Annotated in this window: 15 protein-coding genes and 1 pseudogene; 6 read left to right on the top strand and 10 right to left on the bottom strand. The window is 71.8% G+C overall.

What is annotated here, in order from left to right; all coding sequences use genetic code 11:
* Window positions 1-25 precede the first annotated feature (25 nt).
* From BJ971_RS02170 to phoH2, 3 genes are all read right to left on the bottom strand, one after another.
* On the bottom strand, window positions 26-814 hold the full coding sequence (locus BJ971_RS02170; protein ID WP_184989188.1) for a S1 family peptidase: 789 nt from the start codon (window positions 812-814) through the stop codon (window positions 26-28).
* A gap of 79 nt (window positions 815-893) precedes the next feature.
* Entirely contained in the window at window positions 894-1,592 is a 699-nt protein-coding gene (locus BJ971_RS02165) for an aggregation-promoting factor C-terminal-like domain-containing protein (RefSeq protein ID WP_184989185.1), read from the bottom strand.
* Window positions 1,593-1,979: 387 nt separating this feature from the next.
* Complete coding sequence (gene phoH2, locus BJ971_RS02160; RefSeq protein WP_184989182.1) at window positions 1,980-3,392, bottom strand: RNA 5'-3' helicase PhoH2; 1,413 nt, start codon at window positions 3,390-3,392, stop codon at window positions 1,980-1,982.
* A gap of 263 nt (window positions 3,393-3,655) precedes the next feature.
* Between phoH2 and otsB the strand changes: the two genes are divergently transcribed.
* Window positions 3,656-4,483 (top strand): trehalose-phosphatase, encoded by an 828-nt coding sequence (gene otsB, locus BJ971_RS02155; RefSeq protein ID WP_184989179.1) that lies wholly within the window; start codon window positions 3,656-3,658, stop codon window positions 4,481-4,483.
* Here otsB and BJ971_RS02150 read toward each other — a convergent pair.
* Entirely contained in the window at window positions 4,460-5,335 is an 876-nt protein-coding gene (locus tag BJ971_RS02150; protein ID WP_184989176.1) for a LysR family transcriptional regulator, read from the bottom strand. The two genes, otsB and BJ971_RS02150, sit on opposite strands and share 24 nt — an antisense overlap.
* Before the next feature lie 68 nt (window positions 5,336-5,403).
* Between BJ971_RS02150 and BJ971_RS02145 the strand changes: the two are divergent.
* Window positions 5,404-6,204: pseudogene (locus BJ971_RS02145) on the top strand (EamA family transporter); the annotation flags it as partial.
* 19 nt (window positions 6,205-6,223) lie between these two features.
* Here the strand turns inward: BJ971_RS02145 and BJ971_RS02140 are convergent.
* From BJ971_RS02140 to BJ971_RS02130, 3 genes are all read right to left on the bottom strand, one after another.
* A complete protein-coding gene (locus BJ971_RS02140) occupies window positions 6,224-6,994 on the bottom strand; it encodes an isoprenyl transferase (protein WP_184989173.1) in 771 nt (256 codons plus the stop codon).
* Between the two features lie 31 nt (window positions 6,995-7,025).
* On the bottom strand, window positions 7,026-8,153 hold the full coding sequence (locus BJ971_RS02135) for an NAD(P)/FAD-dependent oxidoreductase (RefSeq protein WP_184989170.1): 1,128 nt from the start codon (window positions 8,151-8,153) through the stop codon (window positions 7,026-7,028).
* Window positions 8,154-8,237: 84 nt separating this feature from the next.
* A complete protein-coding gene (locus tag BJ971_RS02130; protein ID WP_184989168.1) occupies window positions 8,238-10,043 on the bottom strand; it encodes a phosphoenolpyruvate carboxykinase (GTP) in 1,806 nt (601 codons plus the stop codon).
* Window positions 10,044-10,352: 309 nt separating this feature from the next.
* Between BJ971_RS02130 and BJ971_RS02125 the strand changes: the two genes are divergently transcribed.
* From BJ971_RS02125 to BJ971_RS02115, 3 genes are read left to right on the top strand one after another with little or no spacing between them, the layout of a single operon-like run.
* A complete protein-coding gene (locus BJ971_RS02125; RefSeq protein ID WP_184989165.1) occupies window positions 10,353-11,147 on the top strand; it encodes a sigma-70 family RNA polymerase sigma factor in 795 nt (264 codons plus the stop codon).
* 23 nt (window positions 11,148-11,170) lie between these two features.
* A complete protein-coding gene (locus tag BJ971_RS02120) occupies window positions 11,171-11,734 on the top strand; it encodes a GtrA family protein (RefSeq protein ID WP_221480037.1) in 564 nt (187 codons plus the stop codon).
* A gap of 60 nt (window positions 11,735-11,794) precedes the next feature.
* A complete protein-coding gene (locus BJ971_RS02115) occupies window positions 11,795-12,358 on the top strand; it encodes a GtrA family protein (protein WP_184989159.1) in 564 nt (187 codons plus the stop codon).
* Here the strand turns inward: BJ971_RS02115 and BJ971_RS02110 are convergent.
* The 3 genes from BJ971_RS02110 to BJ971_RS02100 are packed head-to-tail and all read right to left on the bottom strand — an operon-like array spanning window position 12,285 to window position 15,808.
* Window positions 12,285-12,902: a PH domain-containing protein gene (locus BJ971_RS02110; RefSeq protein WP_184989156.1), complete on the bottom strand. Its 618-nt coding sequence runs from the start codon at window positions 12,900-12,902 to the stop codon at window positions 12,285-12,287. The genes BJ971_RS02115 and BJ971_RS02110 overlap by 74 nt on opposite strands.
* Before the next feature lie 4 nt (window positions 12,903-12,906).
* On the bottom strand, window positions 12,907-13,770 hold the full coding sequence (locus tag BJ971_RS02105; RefSeq protein WP_184989153.1) for a biotin--[acetyl-CoA-carboxylase] ligase: 864 nt from the start codon (window positions 13,768-13,770) through the stop codon (window positions 12,907-12,909).
* A 43-nt stretch (window positions 13,771-13,813) separates the two neighbouring features.
* A complete protein-coding gene (locus BJ971_RS02100; protein ID WP_184989150.1) occupies window positions 13,814-15,808 on the bottom strand; it encodes a hypothetical protein in 1,995 nt (664 codons plus the stop codon).
* Between the two features lie 165 nt (window positions 15,809-15,973).
* Here BJ971_RS02100 and BJ971_RS02095 point away from each other — a divergent pair, with 165 nt between their 5' ends.
* On the top strand, window positions 15,974-17,545 hold the full coding sequence (locus BJ971_RS02095) for an acyl-CoA carboxylase subunit beta (RefSeq protein ID WP_184998581.1): 1,572 nt from the start codon (window positions 15,974-15,976) through the stop codon (window positions 17,543-17,545).
* The last annotated feature ends 19 nt before the right edge of the window (window positions 17,546-17,564 follow it).

Genomic DNA, 17,564 nt, shown 5'->3' with positions numbered 1-17,564 from the left:
ACCTGCCGGGTCCGTTCGGGCACCGTCAACTCAGCTTCCGGGCGGCTTCCCTGATGTCGGACCGGAACTTCGACACCTGCGTGTAGACGCCGGGGTAGCCCTCGCGGGCGCAGCCGAGACCCCAGCTCACGATGCCGACCTGCACCCACTTGCCCCTGGCGAGCTGCCGCACCATCGGGCCACCCGAGTCGCCCTGGCAGCTGTCGACGCCCGGGGCGGCGGCACAGATCATCTCGTCCTCGACCAGGTCGACGATCTTCTTGTACGCCTTGGCGCAGGGCCCGTCGGGCACGATCCGCACGGAGCCGAACCGGAGCTTGGTCTCCTGCTGCATGGAGCCCTCGCGGGTGTTTCCCCAGCCGAGGATGGTCTGCGTGCCGGTCTCGTCGGCGCCGCCGGAGCTGATCTCCAGGATCGGCAGGTCGAGCTTGCGGTCCAGCTTGATCAGGGCCCAGTCGTCGCCGCCGGTCTCGGAGACGAACTCCGCCGGGCGGACCACCGTGACCGACTTCGCCTTGATCGCGCGGCCGGACTTGAGATTGGTCACACCGGCGATCACCTCGATGCTGGTGTCCTCGCCCGGGCCGGTGACGCAGTGACCCGCGGTGAGCACCACCCGCGGCGCGGTCAGCGCCCCGCCGCAGCCCATGGAGAGCCGCACCATCCACGGAAATCGCCCATCGGGCGCCTTACCGCCGCCGACGATGTCAATCGCCGGCTCCGCGACGTCTCCCGCCTGTGCCGGTAACTGGTTCACCGAAAGAACGGAGGCGAGAACGCCGAGCGTGAACCACGAGGCGACTTTCCTGACCATAGGGATATTTGAACACGAGACGGCCACGCAAAAGGGGTACGCGCCGAAACGCGTACCCCTTTGCCAAGCCGGGTCTGTTTTAGTACCAGCCGACGTCCTGCGAGTGGCCCCACGCGCCACACGGCGAGCCGTAGCGGCCCTTGATGTAGCCGAGTCCCCACAGGATCTGGGTCTTCGGGCTGGTCTTCCAGTCCTCGCCCTCGCTGGCCATCTTGCTGCCGGGCAGAGCCTGCGGAATCCCGTACGCACCCGAGCTGGAGTTGGAGGCGCGGTGGTTCCAGCCGCTCTCCTTCTTCCACAGCTTGTCGAGGCAGGGGAATTCCTTGATCGCGAAGCCCTCGTCGAGCATGAGGGCGCAGCCGGTGGCCCGGTTGCCGCTGTATTCCTCACACGAGTCGGGGATCGGTCCCGTGTAGGGCACCGTCGCGCCGCCGTCGTCCTTCTCGTCCTCGGCGGCCTTCTTCTCGGCGGCCTTCTTCTCGATGACCTTCTTCTCGAGCGCCCGCGCCTTGCCGGCCGCGGCCTTCGCCTCGGCGGCGGCCTTCGTGGCGGCCTCGCCCTCGGCCTCCCGCTGGTATGCGCGTGCGGCGGCGTGCTGACCGTGCCGCTCCTTGAGCAGCTGAAGGTCGTCGACGTCAGCCTGCGCGATCAGGCCCACCTGGGCGTTCTGCGCCTGGACCTGCTGGTCCTTGCCGAGGTAGACCCCGCCGATCACGCCGGCCACGAGCAGACCCACCGAGGCCACGCGGATACCGACCCGGCTCCAGAGCCGATTCACGAAGATTCCCTTCGTTGGGGGCAATGACGCGGTGCGAATTCGCCGGGACGAATCCCGGCGACGATTCCCACCGCGAGCACCGACGACCCCACGGGCCGCACGCGACCGACCTCACTGCTGCCGGTCACGGTGACCCCCCAGTCGATCTCAAACCTGCCGGGCCACGCGATTGATGCTCGCCAGACACCATGGCCCAGAGTGAGGTGGATGTGAAATGACGACGCGCACGTGTGAAATGAATCACAGGATGTTTGGCATTTAATTCGGGCAAACACCCATCATTTCCATCACTTTCGAGGTAATGGAAATCTCACTGCAAGTAGCTAAGCCTCTGCATAGCGTGAGGCGGGGACCCGTTGGGTCCCCGCCTCAGCTAGTGACGGAGTGTTACTGGGGGATGTCTTCCAGCAGATCGGTGACGACCTCTGCGATCGGCGAGCGCTCCGACCTCGTAAGGGTGACATGGGCGAAGATCGGGTGGCCCTTCAGCGCCTCGATCACCGCCGTGACCCCGTCGTGCCGGCCCACCCTGAGGTTGTCGCGCTGCGCGACGTCGTGGGTGAGGACCACCCGCGAGCCCTGCCCGATCCGGGACAGCACCGTGAGCAGGACGTTGCGTTCCAGCGACTGTGCCTCGTCCACGATCACGAACGCGTCATGCAGGCTGCGGCCGCGGATGTGGGTCAGCGGCAGGACCTCGAGCATCCCGCGCGCCAGGACCTCCTCCATGACGTTCGCGTGCACGACCGCGCCGAGGGTGTCGAAGACGGCCTGCGCCCAGGGCGACATCTTCTCCGACTCGCTGCCGGGCAGGTAGCCGAGGTCCTGCCCGCCGACCGCGTAGAGCGGGCGGAAGACCACTACCTTCTTGTGGCGGTTGCGCTCCATCGTGGCCTCGAGGCCGGCGCAGAGCGCCAGCGCGGACTTGCCCGTACCGGCCCGGCCGCCCAGCGACACGATGCCGATCGACTCGTCGAGCAGCAGGTCGAGCGCGATGCGCTGCTCGGCAGAGCGGCCGCGCAGGCCGAACGCCTCCCGGTCACCGCGGACCAGGCGCACCGACTTGTCCGGGTTGACCCGGCCCAGCGCCGATCCGCGCGATGAATGGATCACCAGCCCCGTGTGGCAGGGCAGCGCGTCCGCCTCCTCCAGCTCGAGCTCCTCGCCCGCGTACAGGCGGCTGACCTGGTCCTCCGAGAGCTTGAGGTCCGACATGCCCACCCAGGTGGGGTCGCTGGCCTGGCCATGTCGGTACTCGTCGGCGGTCAGGCCGACCGAGGCGGCCTTGACCCGCAGGGGCATGTCCTTGCTCACCAGCGTGACGTCGCGGCCCTCCGCGGCCAGCCCCAGCGCCACCGAGAGGATCCGGGTGTCGTTGGAGTCGTTGCGGAAGCCGTGCGGCAGCGCGCTCTGGTCGGCGTGGTTGAGCTCCACCCGCACCGTGCCGCCCTCGTCGTTGCAGAGCACCGGCTGGTCGAGGCGGCCGAACTTGATGCGCAGCTCGTCGAGCATGCGCAGCGACTGCCGGGCGAACCAGCCCAGCTCGGGATGGTGGCGCTTGCCCTCCAGTTCGGAGATCACCACGAGCGGAATGATCACCTCGTGGTCGGTGAACCGGCGGAACGCCGCCGGGTCGGACAGCAGGACCGAGGTATCCAGGACGAAGACCCGGCCGGCTGGGGCGGGCTCCGCGTCGGCGTGCCGATCCCGGGACGACCTGCGTCCCGTGGAGGCGCGGCTGCTGGAGACTTTGGCGGCCGGGTTCAAGGGGGCCCCGGCGTCAGTACGGCGAGATGTCACAGGCCTGCTCGCTCCAGCGGGCGTGCAACCCGGGCCGCCCGCGGTCCGCCACGTCCGGCCCCCGTCCCTGACACGGAGCCGGGATGCGGGCCCCGTGGCGTACTTGTCGCAGGTCCGGGCCGACCGGTTGGCCCGGGATGACCCCGCGCCATGACAAGAACGCTACTGGTCAACTGGCACCTGCGGTAGTACCCGCGTGATACGCCAATTCGCCGTCGAAACGGTGGCGTGTAACCGGCCGAACGGCGGGTACGCTGGGATTCGTGCCTGAGTCTCCCCCCAGCAATGCGCGTCCTACGCACCCGCTGAGCGCCGCCGAGGCCTGGCAGTTCACCGCCTCGCGGGCCCGGGACACGACTCTCTTCTTCGACTTCGACGGGGTGTTGTCGCCCGTCACCGACGATCCCGACGCCTCACAGCCCGTGCCCTCGGTGCTCGGCGTGCTCGAGGAACTGGCCGGTGCGGTCGCCCGTGTGGCGATCGTCTCAGCCCGGCCGGTGAGCTTCCTGCGGTCGCGTTTCGAGTCGCTGGCCCACGTGGACCTTTTCGGTCTGTACGGCCTCGAGGTCTGGCACGACGGCGAGGTCGTCACGGAGCCCGCGGCCCTGCCGTGGGTGCCCGCGATGGCGGAGCTGGCCGAGCGCGCCAGGACCGAGCTGCCCGAGGCGATCCTTGTGGAATACAAGCGCCTCTCGGTCGCCCTGCACTACCGGACCGCGCCGCAGCTCGCCGCGATCGTCGAGCGGTGGGGCCACGAGCAGGCCGAGCGCCTCGGCCTGCGGGTGCAGGGCGGGCGCATGGTCGTCGAGCTCAAGCCCCCGGTCGACCAGGACAAGGGCATGGTGATCAGCGAGGCCGTGCTCAACGCCGGCTGCGCCTGGTATTTCGGCGACGACATGTCCGACATCAAGGCGTTCGACGCGCTGCGTGCCCGCGAGGCCGTGGATCCCGACTTCTTCGGCATGTGCGTGGCCGTCGCCAATCCCGAGACCGGCGCCGAGGTCTCCAGCGCGGCCGACCTGACGCTGGAGTCCCCCGAGGCGGTGGCGGGCTTCCTCGCCGAGGCGCTACACGCCTTCCGCCGCGCCTGACCAGCCATAGGCGCGGCGGGCCAGGTCCCGCAGCTCGCCGAGGTGACCCGGCGGGTCGTCACGCCACCACGCCAGCCGCACCGAGATGCGCGGCGCGTGCCGCAGCACCCGGTAGGCCACGCCCGGCCGCGGGTACTGGTGCGCGGTCGCCTCGGACGTGACGCCGACGGCCTGGCCGGCGGCGATGAGCGTCAGCCACTCGTCGACCGCGGGCGTCTCGCGGACGGCGGCCGGCCGCGCGTCCGGCGGCCAAAGGTCCAGCGTCGTCGTGCCGGTGCGGCTGTCGATCGCCACGGTGTACCGGGACAGGTCCTCCACCCGCAGGCTGCGCCGGCGGGCGAGCGCGCTGTCGGTGGCGACCGCGGCGTACCGCGACTCGAGGCCGATCTCCACGGTGGCGAAGCGGTCGTCGTCGAGCGGGCGGCGGATGACGGCGATGTCCGCCGTGCCGTCGCTCAGGCCGGCGGTCGGATCGTTGGCCTGCACGAACACCAGCGGAACGCCCGGGTGCGCGGCCGCCCAGATCTTCTGTAGGCGCCGGGTGTGCCGGCCGAGCGCGGCCCAGGCGTAGCCGAGCAGGACCTCGGTCCGCGCGGCGTCGACGATGCGTTGCAGGTGGGCGACCTCCTCGACGATCCGCCGGGCCTGCGCGACGATCCGGGTGCCGGTCGCGGTCAGCGCCACGTGCCGGGTGGTGCGCTGCACCAGCCGGGCGCCGAACGCCCGCTCCAACGCCGCGACCGAGCGGGACACGGTCGCCTGCGACACGCCGAGGACGGCGGCGGCGTCGGTGAACGTGCCCGCGTCGGCCACCGCCAGGAGCGTCCGGAGCTGACCCAGCCGCACATCCATACGCCCAGCGTATAGATCGGGCGGCCCGCGCATTTCCGCGAAGGCCCGGCGACGCGGAGCCTGGCGGCATGAGAACCTCCCGGCTCGCGGGCGTCGCGACGATGCTCGGCAGCGCGACGAGCAACCAGGTCGGCGCCGCCGTCGGCGCGCACGCGTTCGCGACGATCGGCCCCGCGGGAGTCGTCGCGGTACGCCAGTTCGTCGCCGCCGCCGTCCTGCTGCCGCTGGCCCGGCCGAACCTGCGCCGCTTCACCTGGGCGCAGTGGTGGCCGACGCTGCTGCTCGCCGCCGCGTTCGCGGTGATGAACCTGAGCCTCTACACCGCGATCGACCGGATCGGGCTCGGCCTCGCCGTCACGCTCGAGGTGCTCGGCCCGCTCGCGGTGGCGCTGGCCGCCTCCCGCACCCGGCTCGACCTGCTCTGCGCGGCGGCGGCTGGCGCCGGCGTCTACGTGCTGGTGCTTCCCGGTACGGCCAGCGACTGGCCCGGGATCGCGCTCGGGCTGCTCGCGGCGGCCTGCTGGGCGTCGTACATCCTGCTCAACCGGCTGCTCGGCACCCGGCTGCCGGGCATACAGGCGCCGGCCGCGGCGACCGCGGTCTCGGCGCTGGCCTACCTGCCCGTCGCCGCGGTGCTGGTGGCGCACGGGCGGTTGGACGCCGCCGGGCTCGGGTACGCGACCGCCGCGGGCGTGCTCAGCTCGGTGATCCCCTACGCCGCGGACCTGACCGCCCTGCGCAGGGTCCCGGCCCGGTTCTTCGGGATGTTCATGATCGTGCACCCGGTGCTCGCCGCGCTGGCCGGGCTCGTGCTGCTCGGCCAGGCGCTCCGCCCGCACGAGTGGGCCGGCATCACGATCGTGATCTGCGTGCTGGCCGTGAACGGCATCAGGCGCCGTAGCGCCGCTGTCGTCCCGCGTAGGACCGCAGCGCCCGCAGGAAGTCCGTCCGGCGGAAGTCCGGCCAGTTGGCGTCGTGGAAGTAGAACTCGGAGTGCGCCGACTGCCAGAGCAGGAATCCGGACAGCCGCTGCTCCCCGCTCGTGCGGATGACCAGGTCGGGATCGGGCTGACCGCGGGTGTAGAGGTGCTCGGCGATGTGCTCGACGTCGAGGATCTCGGCGAGCTCCTCGAGCGTGCGGCCGGCCGCGGACTGTTCGTAGAGCAGCGAGCGGACCGCGTCGGTGATCTCGCGGCGGCCGCCGTAGCCGACCGCGAGGTTGACCTCGACGCCCTCGGTGCGGTGCCGGGTCTTCTCCTGTGCGGCCTTGAGCGCCGTCGCCGTGTTGGCCGGCAGGACGTCGAGCGCGCCGACGATGCGCAGCCGCCACGGGTTGCCGTCCTCGGCCAGCTCGGTCGCCAGGTCTTCAATGATCTTGACCAGCGGATCCAGCTCGGCCGCCGGGCGCTGGAGGTTGTCGGTCGCCAGCAGGTAGAGCGTGACGTGCCCGATGCCGGCCTGGTCGCACCAGCCGAGCAGCTCCTTGATCCGCTCGGCGCCGACCCGGTGGCCGTCGTTGGGGTCGACGTAGCCCATCTCGCGGGCCCAGCGGCGGTTGCCGTCGCACATGACCCCGACATGCTGCGGCACCGGCCGGCCGGCGAGCTTGCCGGCGAGCCGTCGTTCGTACAGCGAATAGACCAGGGACCGCACACTCATCCCAGCAAGCCTAGCGAGCGCGGGCGCACGCTCAAGAGGGCGGCAGGGCGATGTGGAGTAACTCTGCCCCGATGCGTCCGATCGTGCGAAGGTCGAAAACCCCGTCACCCAGCCCCAGGTCCACCATTCGGTCGAAAACCGCACCATCTCGGCGAGCCGCGCGAACCGCGGCGTCGACCACCTCCGGCCGCCGGGTCAGCCGCGCCGCCAGTCCGGAGTGACGCAGGTGGCGGCCGAGTCGATTGCCGAGGGCGGCGGCGTACCGCTCGGCGGCCCGGTGCGGCCCGGCCGCGGCCGCGGCGCCGGCCAGGGCGCCGGAGAGCACGGCGTAGAAGATGCCCTCGCCGGTGAACGGATTGATCAGCGACAGCGCGTCGCCCGCGAGCAACACCCGCCCGCGGGCCGGTGGCGGGCGGCGGGTGGACAACGGCAGGTGGTGGGCGCGCAGGCCGGTCGGCTCGGTGCCGGGCAGCAGCTCGCACAGCCGCGCCATCAGGTACGCCTTCGTCAGCGGCGCCCCGCGCAACGTCTCGCCGTAGCCGACGTTGGCGGTGCCGTCGCCGATCGGGAACGACCACGCGTACGCGGGCCAGCGCGCGCTCGTCGTCTTGATGAGCTGCTCGGTGCCGACCGCGGGCGCGTAGCCGCGGATCGCGATGGCGAGGTGCCCGTCCGGGTTGACCGGATGGCCGAGCGCGCGGCGGACCACCGATCCCGCGCCATCGGCCCCGACCACAACCCGGGCCCGGATCCGGTCGTCGAGCGTGACGCCCGCGTCGTCCTCGCGTACCCGGCGGACCGCGTGCCGGCGCAGCTCGGCACCGTGCGCGACCGCCGCCAGCACGAGCCGGGCGTCGAACACCCGGCGCGGGACGGTGTGCGCCGGCCGGGGCAGTGGCCGGGCCACCTCGGTGCCGCCCGGCGCGATCAGGCGCAGGTCCGCCACCGGTGGGTAGCCATCGGTCACCCCGGTGACGCCGAGGCTGTCGAGCACGTCGACGGCGTCGGCCGCGATGCCGTCGCCGCACGCCTTGTCCCGTGGGAACTCGGCCCGGTCCAACAGCAGCACCGAAGCGCCCGCCCGCCGCGCCGCGAGGGCCGCGGCGGCTCCGGCGGGTCCTGCGCCGACGACCGCGACGTCGAACACGGCCGCGGTCATACCGCGAGCCGAATGTCGGCTGAGGTCACCCGGTGGACGGTACTCAGGCCGCGCCCGCCTCGAAAGCGAGGCGGGCGCGGGGTGTCACGCGGCGTTGAGGCGGGCCTTGAGCGCGTCGAGCTCGGACCAGAGCACGGCCGGCAGCTTGTCGCCGAACTTGGTGAACCACTCCTCGACCTGCGGGATCTCCGCAAGCCACTCGTCGGTGTCGACCCGCAGCACGGCCTCGAGATCCGCCCGGCTGATGTCCAGGCCGCTCACGTCGAGGGCGTCGGCGCTCGGCACGTGACCGATCGGGGTCTCGACCGCCTCGCCCTTGCCGTCGAGGCGCTCGACGATCCACTTGAGCACGCGCGAGTTCTCGCCGAAGCCCGGCCACAGGAAGCCGCCGTCGGCGTCGCGCCGGAACCAGTTCACGTAGAAGACCTTCGGCAGCTTGTCGGCGTCGCCGGAAGCGGCCTTGCCCATCTCGATCCAGTGGTTGAAGTAGTCACCGGCGTGGTAGCCGATGAACGGCAGCATCGCCATCGGGTCGCGGCGCACCACGCCGACCTGACCGACCGCCGCGGCGGTGGTCTCCGACGAGAGCGTCGCTCCGAAGTAGACGCCGTGCACCCAGTCGCGGGCCTCGGTGACCAGCGGGACGGTCGTCTTGCGCCGGCCGCCGAAGAGGATCGCGTCGATCGGTACGCCGCGCGGGTCGTCGTACTCGGGCGCGAGGATCGGGCACTGGTTGATGGGCGTGCAGAAGCGGCTGTTCGGGTGGCTGGAGACGTCGTCGGAGTCCGGCGTCCAGTCGTTGCCCTTCCAGTCGATGAGGTGCGCGGGCGGCTCGCCCATGCCCTCCCACCACACGTCGCCGTCGTCGGTGCGCGCCACGTTGGTGAAGACCGAGTTGCCCCGGGCCAGGGTGCGCATCGCGTTCGGGTTGGTGTGGTGGTCGGTGCCCGGCGCGACGCCGAACAGGCCGAACTCCGGGTTGGTCGCCCACAGGCGGCCGTCCTCGCCGAAGCGCATCCAGGCGATGTCGTCGCCGACGGTCTCGACCTTCCAGCCCGGCAGCGTCGGCTCCAGCATGGCGAGGTTGGTCTTGCCGCAGGCCGACGGGAACGCGCCGGCGATGTAGCGGACCTGACCCTCGGGCGAGGTCAGCTTCATGATCAGCATGTGCTCGGCGAGCCAGCCCTCGTCGCGGGCGGCGACGCTGGCGATCCGCAGGGCGAAGCACTTCTTGCCGAGCAGCGAGTTGCCGCCGTAGCCGGAGCCGTACGACCAGATCTCGCGGGACTCCGGGAAGTGCGAGATGTACTTGGTCTCGTTGCACGGCCAGGCCACGTCGGCCTCGCCCTCGGCCAGCGGCTTGCCGACCGAGTGCAGCGCGGGCACGAAGTCCGCGTCGTCACCCATCGCGGTGAGCACCGCGGTGCCCATCCTGGTCATGATCTTCATCGAGGCCACCACGTACGCGCTGTCGGTGATCTCGATGCCGAACATCGGGTTGGGCGCGTCGAGCGGGCCCATGCAGAACGGCACGACGTACATGGTGCGTCCGCGCATGCAGCCGCGGTACAGCTCCGTCATCGTCGCCTTCATCTCCGCCGGAGCCGCCCAGTTGTTGGTCGGGCCGGCGTCGGCGGGATCTACGGAACAGATGAACGTGCGTTCCTCGACCCGGGCGACATCCCCGGGATCCGTACGCGCCCAGAACGAATTGGGCCGCTTGACAGGGTCGAGGCGGACCAGCGAACCGGCGTCGACGAGCGCGTCGGTGAGCCGGGTCCATTCCTCATCGGAGCCGTCGCACCAGACCACCCGATCCGGCGTGGTGAGGGCGACAACCTCATCCACCCAGTTCAGGAGCTTGGTGTGGGCGGTGGGGGGCACAGACATGTGAATCCCTTCGGTCGGCACTGACCTGTGACGAACCAGGCCGGTCGGTCGGCCATTGTCACGGGAGTCACTTCAGCCTAAGCCGAGGAAACGTTCAGTTCATCGGCGAATCTTGTGGACAACCGCACAATCCTCGGTGTTTGTGCGCAATCACGATCGATCCTTCGCCGCTTGACGCACAAGCGCGCACGGCCTCCCCGTTGAATGCATTTTCCGGCCCGCTTCCACCCACGTTCACAAAGTGGACGAAACGGCCTAAGCTAGTCGTAAATCGGGCTTTCCTCCCACTCCCCGCTTCAGGAGGCAGGAATGACGATCCCGGCCAGCGAGACCGACATGGACACGGATCTGCTTGCCGCCGTCCGCGCCGGCGACACCGCCGCGTACGGCGTTCTGTACCAGCGCCACCGGGCCGCCGCCCGGGCGATGGCGTATGGGCTCGTCAGCGATCCCGCCGACGCCGACGACCTGGTCGCCGAGACGTTCGCGAAGGTCCTCGCGGCGCTGCGGGCCGGCGGAGGGCCGCTGGTGGCGTTCCGCGCCTACCTGCACACGACCCTGCGGCACGTGCGCTACCACCGTGCCCGCCGCGACCGCCGGCTCGAGTTCACCGACGACCTGACCCGGTACGACGAGGGCGAGCCGTTCCGCGACCCGGCCCTGGACCGCCTGGAGCGCACGTACGCCGCGCAGGCCTTCCGGGCGCTGCCCGACCGCTGGCGCGACGTGCTCTGGCGCACCGAGGTCGAGGGCGCCAGCCCGGCCGAGGTCGCCCCGGACCTCGGCCTCACGCCGAACGCCGTCGCCGTGCTCGCGCACCGGGCCCGCGAGGGCCTGCGCCGGAACTACCTGCAACAGCACGTGGCCGTCGCCGATCCGCCCGAGTGCCGGTGGACCGGCGACCGGCTGGGCGGGCACGTCCGGGGCCGGGTGGCGCCGCGCGACGCCGTCCGGCTCGAAACCCACCTCGCCTGGTGCGCCGGCTGCCGGGCCCGGCACGCGGAGATCACGGAGATCAACCAGAGCGGCTACCGTCCGTACAAGCAGCGGGGTCATCCCGAGGCCGACGGATTAAGAGTCGCTCACGAAAACGGCGCACCGTGACCAGCGCCGGTACTCTCGGGTCCGTGCCTGCCGCAATCCTGCCCGCGTTGAGGGCACGCTTCGGCGCACTCGTGCGCGAATTGAGCAAGTTCGGGGTCGTGGGCGGCACCGCCTTCGCCGTCGACCTGACCATTTTCAACGTGCTGCTACAGAGCGATTTCGAGTCGCTGACCGCCAAGGCGATCTCCACGGTCATCGCGACGACGGTGGCGTTCCTCGGCAACCGGTTCTGGACCTGGCGGCACCGCGGCCACGCCAACATGGCCCGGCAGTACGTGCTGTTCTTCCTGCTCAACGGCGTCGGCCTGATCATCGGCCTGACCTGCCTGGCGATCAGCCACTACGGCCTCGGCCTGATCTGGCCCGAGTTCCAGAGCCCGATCGCGGACAACATCTCGGGCCAGTTCGTCGGCACCGCCGTCGGCACCCTGTTCCGCTTCTGGTCCTACCGGCGTTTCGTGTTCGGCGAGGCCGTGGTCCCCGACCCGATCGAGGCCGTCGTTCCGGAGCCGTCCCGCCGGGACGCGCCCGTGGCGGCGCCGCAGGTCGTCGAGCCGACCGCCCCGCCCGCAGTCCGGCGAATGTGACATCGGAGGCACCCTCCGCGTCCCGCCGTCCTCGTCCTTTTCCCCCCGTAAGGTTGACCAATGCCTTCAGCCCGCTCGCTGGCGGAACGCCTGCGCCACCTCGCACCGGAAGCGCTGGCCTTCGGCGTGATCGGCGCGGGCAACACGCTGCTCTACATGGCGATCACCTGGGCCCTGCTGTCCATCGGAGCCGTCAAGGCGAGCATCGTCGCGACGATCGTCACGACGACCCTGGCGTATATCGCGAACCGGTACTGGACCTACCGCCACCACACCCGTAGCGCCCTGCGCCGGGAGTACGCGCTGTTCTTCGGCTTCAACCTGATCGGCATGATCATCCAGTCCGGCGCGGTCACCATCGGCAAGTACGGCTTCGGCCTCACCGAGGAGCACGACGAGATCCTGCTCATGGGGTGCACGATGCTGGGCATCGGGGTGGCGACGGTGTTCCGCTTCTGGGCGTACCGGACCTTCGTCTTCCTCAAGCCGCCGGTCGACGGGCACGAGGCCGCGGTCTCCGAGCTCGACGTGGTCGCGGGCCTTGCCGAGCTCAGCGCCGAGGCCGACGGGACCCTGGACGCGGAGTTGGCGAAAGAGATCGACGCTCAGCGCCGCGCTGTCTAGCGGTCGGCTGCGGAGCCTCGTCCTCGGCGGGCTCCTCGTCGTCGCCGTCTCCGCGCAGCTCGCGGTCCGTCTCGATGAGCTGGTAGAGCAGGGTCTGCACCCGATGGGCGCCGGGCACAGACGTCAGCACCGCGACCTGCTCGCCGATCGAGTCGATCTTCAGCGTGCCGCTGCCCAGCATCCGGTCGAGCAGCGTCTGCCGCAGCGCGTGGTCGTTGACCCGGTTGAGCGGCAGGTCCCGGCGGGCGCGGGCGATCACGCCGTCCTGTAGCAGGATCCGCTCGTCGGTGAAGACGTAGTGGGTGGTCCGCCAGACCAGCAATGGCCACACGCCCCGGGTCAGGCCCGTGAACAGCGCGATCGCGGCGACGATGAGCACGCCGATCAGCCCGCCGGTCGTCGGCGGCAGCATGACCCAGACCAGGATCACCGCGGCCAGGCCGGCGAGCAGCACCAGGATCGGGCCGATCGCCGCACGGGCGTGCGGGTGCAGGTGGAGGACGACCTCCTCCTCGTCGGTCAGGATCTCGTCCGGGAACGCCACCGGATCAGCGTACGTGCAGGACGTCTCCCGCGGAGACGCGCCGCTCGCCGTCAGCCGTACGGACGCCCAGCTGGCCGTAACCGTCCACCGTGGTCGCCGTGCCGGTGAGCTCGCTGCCCTGCGGGAGCAGCACGCGCACGTCGCGGCCGATCGTCGAACACCCACGCTGGTACGCCGCAAGCAGTCCGCACATCTCCGCGTCGCCGCCGGCCTCGCGCCAGCCGCCGTACCACTGCGCGACGCCGCGCAGCAGGGAGCGCAGCAGCGGATCGCGGTCGGTGTTCTCGGCGCCGGCGGCCCGCAGGGACGTGGCCGGCAGGCCCGTCGTCTCGGGAAGCTCCTCCGGGCGGGTGGTGACGTTGAGCCCGATGCCGATCACCACGGCGCCCGCGGTCGCCTCGGCGAGGATGCCGGCGGCCTTGGCCTCGCCGGCGCCGGTGCGGATCAGCAGGTCGTTCGGCCACTTCAGGGACGCGTCCAGCTCGGTGATGCGCCGCACGGTCTCGCGCAGCGCGACCCCGGCGAGCAGCGGCAGCCAGCCCCACGTGTGCTGGGGCGCGGGCGCCCAGCCCCGCTCACCGTCGGCGGCGCCGGGCCGCAGCAGGACGCTGAGCGTCAGCCCGGCGCGCGGCGGCGAGATCCACTGCCGGTCCCGGCGCCCCCGCCCGGCGACCTGCTGCTCGGCGACGATGACCAGGCCCTCGCCGGCACCGTCCCGCGCGGCCGCCGCGGCGTCGGCGTTCGTCGAACCGGTCTCGGCCCGGACCTCGACCCGCCGCCACAGCGCGCCCGGCACGACCAGCGCGCGTTCCAGGGCCCGCTCGGTCAGCGGGGGACGATCCAGGTCTGCATACGGCGAGGAGCCCACAGCGACACCCTAGGCGTCGCCGGGCCGGCTTTTCGGCGCGGGCTCAGTTGGGCTCCGCCGCGTGCCGGCTCACATAGACGGTGCTGCGCGCCTCGGTCTGGCCGTTGCCCGGGCGGGGCCGGGGCCGCGGCCGCGACCGGGTCGCGTCGGAGTACCCGTGCTCCACCGCCGGCAGCGTCTGGGTCAGGGTCTCGCTGGCGGGGAGCCCGCCCGGTGCGCGCCGGCGCCGCATCGTGGCGGAGGCGACCGGACGGCGGAACCGGCGGGGCGCGTCCTCGTCCGCGGCCGCCCCGGGGGTCCACGACAGGTCCGGCATGTGCGACCGGTGGACGTCGGAGACGCTCCAGATCGGCTCGTCCAGGCTCTGGTTCACCGGTGCCGAGGCCTGCGGCCGCCACTCGGCGTCGTCGCGGCGCCCGTTGTCGTCGAGGAGTTCGACCCCGTACCGCTCGGTGTTGAGCATGAAGCGCCCGGTGGCCTCGAGGTCGACGGGCGCGGCCGGCGCGGCATCGAGGCGCTCGATCACGCCGCGCTCCGAGGCGGACCGGGGCGCCTCGACCCGGTCGTCCGGGCGCGCAGGCGGCCACGGCGGCACGACCGCCGGTTCCGGCTCCTCGCCGGGCGCCGCCTCCGGCCGGCCCTGCTCCGGTACGGGCCAGCCGTACTCCGGGTCGTAGCTGCCCGCCGGCACCGGCATCCAGTACTCGCCCGAGATCGGCTCGGGCTCGTCGTCGTACTCGGGCCGGCTCCAGCCCTCGACCCGGTCGCCGTGGCTGCCGCCCCACGGCCGGGGCTCGGCCGGCGGCGCCGCGAAGGCGAACCCGGCCGGCGCGCCGGTGGCGTCAACGGCGTCGAAGTCCGCGGAGAGGTCGGGTTCCTCGGGACTGGCGACCCAGCCCTCGTCGCCGGCCCATTCCTCGCCGGGCCGATCGTCCGGGAGCCCGGCGGGTAGGTCACCGGGCACCGGGAAGTGGCCGGTCAGGAAGCCGCCGGTCAGGTCGTACGCCCCCGCGGCGTCCAGCCCGTGCAGCTCCAGGCTGTGCGAGACAGGCTCGTCGTCGGCCACCCGGTCCAGTTCGGGATCGATGTCGAGCTCGGGATCGCCGCCGCGCTCGGTTGCCGCGCGCAGGTCGTCCACCGGCAGCAGGTCCGCGCCGGCGGGCCCGGCACCCGTGGCGACCAGGTCGAACCGCCGGGAGGACGGCGCGTCGATGTCCTCGAGGGCGGCGAACCGCTGGAGCATGGATCGCCCGCGGCCCAGGCCGGCGAGGCCCTCGACCTCGGCGCCGTCCCTGCCCAGCGAGTCCACGATCGGGGTGCCCACCTCGGGCCACTGCGTGCTGAACGGCATCTCGGTCCCTTCCTGTCGCAGCTCGTATGGCGCGTCGTCCTCGTCAAGCGGTAGGCAGTACGCCTCGTCCGTTCCGGCCGGCAGCGGGCCGGAGAGCGGGTCCGCGTCCGCTTCGGCATCCGCGAAGGACCGGCCCGGCTCACCGGCGGCGCGGTACGCCGCGTCCGAGGCGGGCGCGAGCGCGGCGGAGGTCGGCCAGAAGCGCCGCGATCCCGGCCCGCTCGCCGATCCCGGATCCGCCTCGTCGGCATCGCCGGGGACCGGCCCGGGTGAGGTGCCGTCCTCGGCGCCGGGCGCGTCCTCGGCGCCGGGTGCCGGCAGGCGGCCGGGCTCCGGGTTCCGGCGCGCGGCGGGCGTGGTGGCCGGCGCCTCCACCTCGCGGTCGGCCCGCAGTCGCCGGCGCTCGCGAACGGGCCCGGCGGCCGCGTCCTCGGCTCGGCCTGCGGCGGCCTCCGTGCCCGCGGCGGCGCGGGTTCCCGCGGCGGCGTCGTCGCCGTGCGCGCCGCCGGCGGCCGCGGCACGCCGCGCGGCGCGGCCCGTTGACCGGGCGGCCGTGACCGCAACCGCCTTCGACCCGCGGCGCCGGGCGTCGCCCGTGCCGTTTCCTGTCCTGCCGAAGAGTGCCCTGCGGAAAACGATGAGGGTGGTGATGCCACCGACGATCATCGCCACGCCGACGGGGGTCATCCATGTCGTCACGGGGGATGTAACGAATGGGGCATTGAGTGCGAAACGTGCGAACTGCCCCACCGCTTGAGCCGGGCACCGCACCCGCCGCCGCGCATGCTGGATACGATCTCTGCGGCATGCGGGGCTAGCGGAGGACAGGGCATCGTGACGGCGCAGCGAGACGTGACGCAGCAGGATGACATCCACACCACGGCCGGCAAGCTCGCCGACCTCGACCGGCGCACCGACGAGGCGGTCCACGCCGGCTCGGCGCGGGCGATCGAGAAGCAGCACGCCCGCGGCAAGCGCACCGCGCGCGAGCGCATCGCGATGCTGCTCGACGAGGGCTCTTTCGTGGAGCTCGACGAGCTCGCCCGGCACCGCTCCACCGCGTTCGGCCTGGACCGGAGCCGCCCGTACGGCGACGGCGTGGTGACCGGTCACGGCACCGTCGAGGGCCGCCAGGTGTGCGTGTTCTCCCAGGACTTCACCGTGTTCGGCGGCTCGCTCGGCGAGGTCTTCGGCGAGAAGATCGTCAAGGTCCTCGACCTGGCCATGAAGATCGGCTGCCCGATCATCGGCATCAACGACTCCGGCGGCGCGCGCATCCAGGAGGGCGTCGTCGCGCTCGGCCTCTACGCCGACATCTTCTTCCGCAACGTCCGGGCCAGCGGCGTCATCCCGCAGATCTCGCTGATCATGGGCCCGTGCGCGGGCGGCGCGGTCTACTCCCCCGCGATCACCGACTTCACGGTGATGGTCGACCAGACGTCGCACATGTTCATCACCGGCCCCGACGTGATCCGCACGGTCACCGGCGAGGACGTCGGCATGGAGGAGCTCGGCGGCGCACGCACGCACAACGCCCGCAGCGGCAACGCGCACTACCTCGCCAGCGACGAGGACGACGCGATCGACTACGTGCGCGCGCTGCTCTCCTACCTGCCCAGCAACAACCTGGACGAGCCGACCACCTTCGATCTGCCGGCCGACCTGGCGACGGGCGAGGCCGACCTCGCGCTGGACGCGCTGATCCCGGACTCGGCGAACCAGCCCTACGACATCAAGCGGGTCGTCGAGACCGTCGTGGAGGACTTCCTCGAGGTCCAGCCGCTCTACGCGCAGAACATCGTCGTCGGTTTCGGCCGGGTCGAGGGCCGGCCGGCCGGCATCGTCGCGAACCAGCCGATGCACTTCGCCGGCACGCTCGACATCGCCGCGTCCGAGAAGGCGGCCCGCTTCGTGCGCACCTGCGACGCCTTCAACATCCCGGTGCTCACCTTCGTGGACGTGCCCGGCTTCCTGCCCGGCACCGGCCAGGAATGGGACGGCATCATTCGGCGCGGGGCCAAGCTCATCTACGCGTACGCGGAGGCGACCGTCCCCAAGGTCACCGTCATCACCCGCAAGGCATACGGCGGCGCGTACGACGTGATGGGCTCCAAGCACCTCGGCGCCGACATGAACTTCGCCTGGCCCACCGCGCAGATCGCCGTGATGGGCGCGCAGGGCGCGGTCAACATCCTCTACCGCGGCGACCTCGCGGCGGCCGACGACCCGGCGGCCCGGCGTGCCGAGCTGATCCAGGAGTACGAGGACACGCTCGCGAACCCGTACATCGCCGCCGAGCGGGGTTACGTGGACGCCGTCATCAAGCCGTCGGAGACCCGGGAACAGGTCACCCGGGCGCTACGGATGCTGCGCACCAAGCGGGAGACGCTGCCGCCGAAGAAGCACGGCAACATCCCGCTCTGAGCTCCTCGCACCGAGCTCC

Source organism: Amorphoplanes digitatis (assembly GCF_014205335.1).
GTDB classification, from domain to species: Bacteria; Actinomycetota; Actinomycetes; order Mycobacteriales; family Micromonosporaceae; genus Actinoplanes; species Actinoplanes digitatus.
The sequence above is the reverse complement of the archived record's forward strand: the minus strand, read 5'-3'. Positions and strand labels throughout refer to the sequence as shown.

Coding starts and splice junctions, on each gene's coding strand:
- BJ971_RS02170 (WP_184989188.1), bottom strand. CDS start 814: ATGGTCAGGAAAGTCGCCTCGTGGTTCACGCTCGGCGTTCTCGCCTCC.
- BJ971_RS02150 (WP_184989176.1), bottom strand. CDS start 5,335: ATGGATGTGCGGCTGGGTCAGCTCCGGACGCTCCTGGCGGTGGCCGAC.
- BJ971_RS02140 (WP_184989173.1), bottom strand. CDS start 6,994: ATGAGTGTGCGGTCCCTGGTCTATTCGCTGTACGAACGACGGCTCGCC.
- BJ971_RS02135 (WP_184989170.1), bottom strand. CDS start 8,153: ATGACCGCGGCCGTGTTCGACGTCGCGGTCGTCGGCGCAGGACCCGCC.
- BJ971_RS02130 (WP_184989168.1), bottom strand. CDS start 10,043: ATGTCTGTGCCCCCCACCGCCCACACCAAGCTCCTGAACTGGGTGGAT.
- BJ971_RS02125 (WP_184989165.1), top strand. CDS start 10,353: ATGACGATCCCGGCCAGCGAGACCGACATGGACACGGATCTGCTTGCC.
- BJ971_RS02115 (WP_184989159.1), top strand. CDS start 11,795: ATGCCTTCAGCCCGCTCGCTGGCGGAACGCCTGCGCCACCTCGCACCG.
- BJ971_RS02100 (WP_184989150.1), bottom strand. CDS start 15,808: ATGACCCCCGTCGGCGTGGCGATGATCGTCGGTGGCATCACCACCCTC.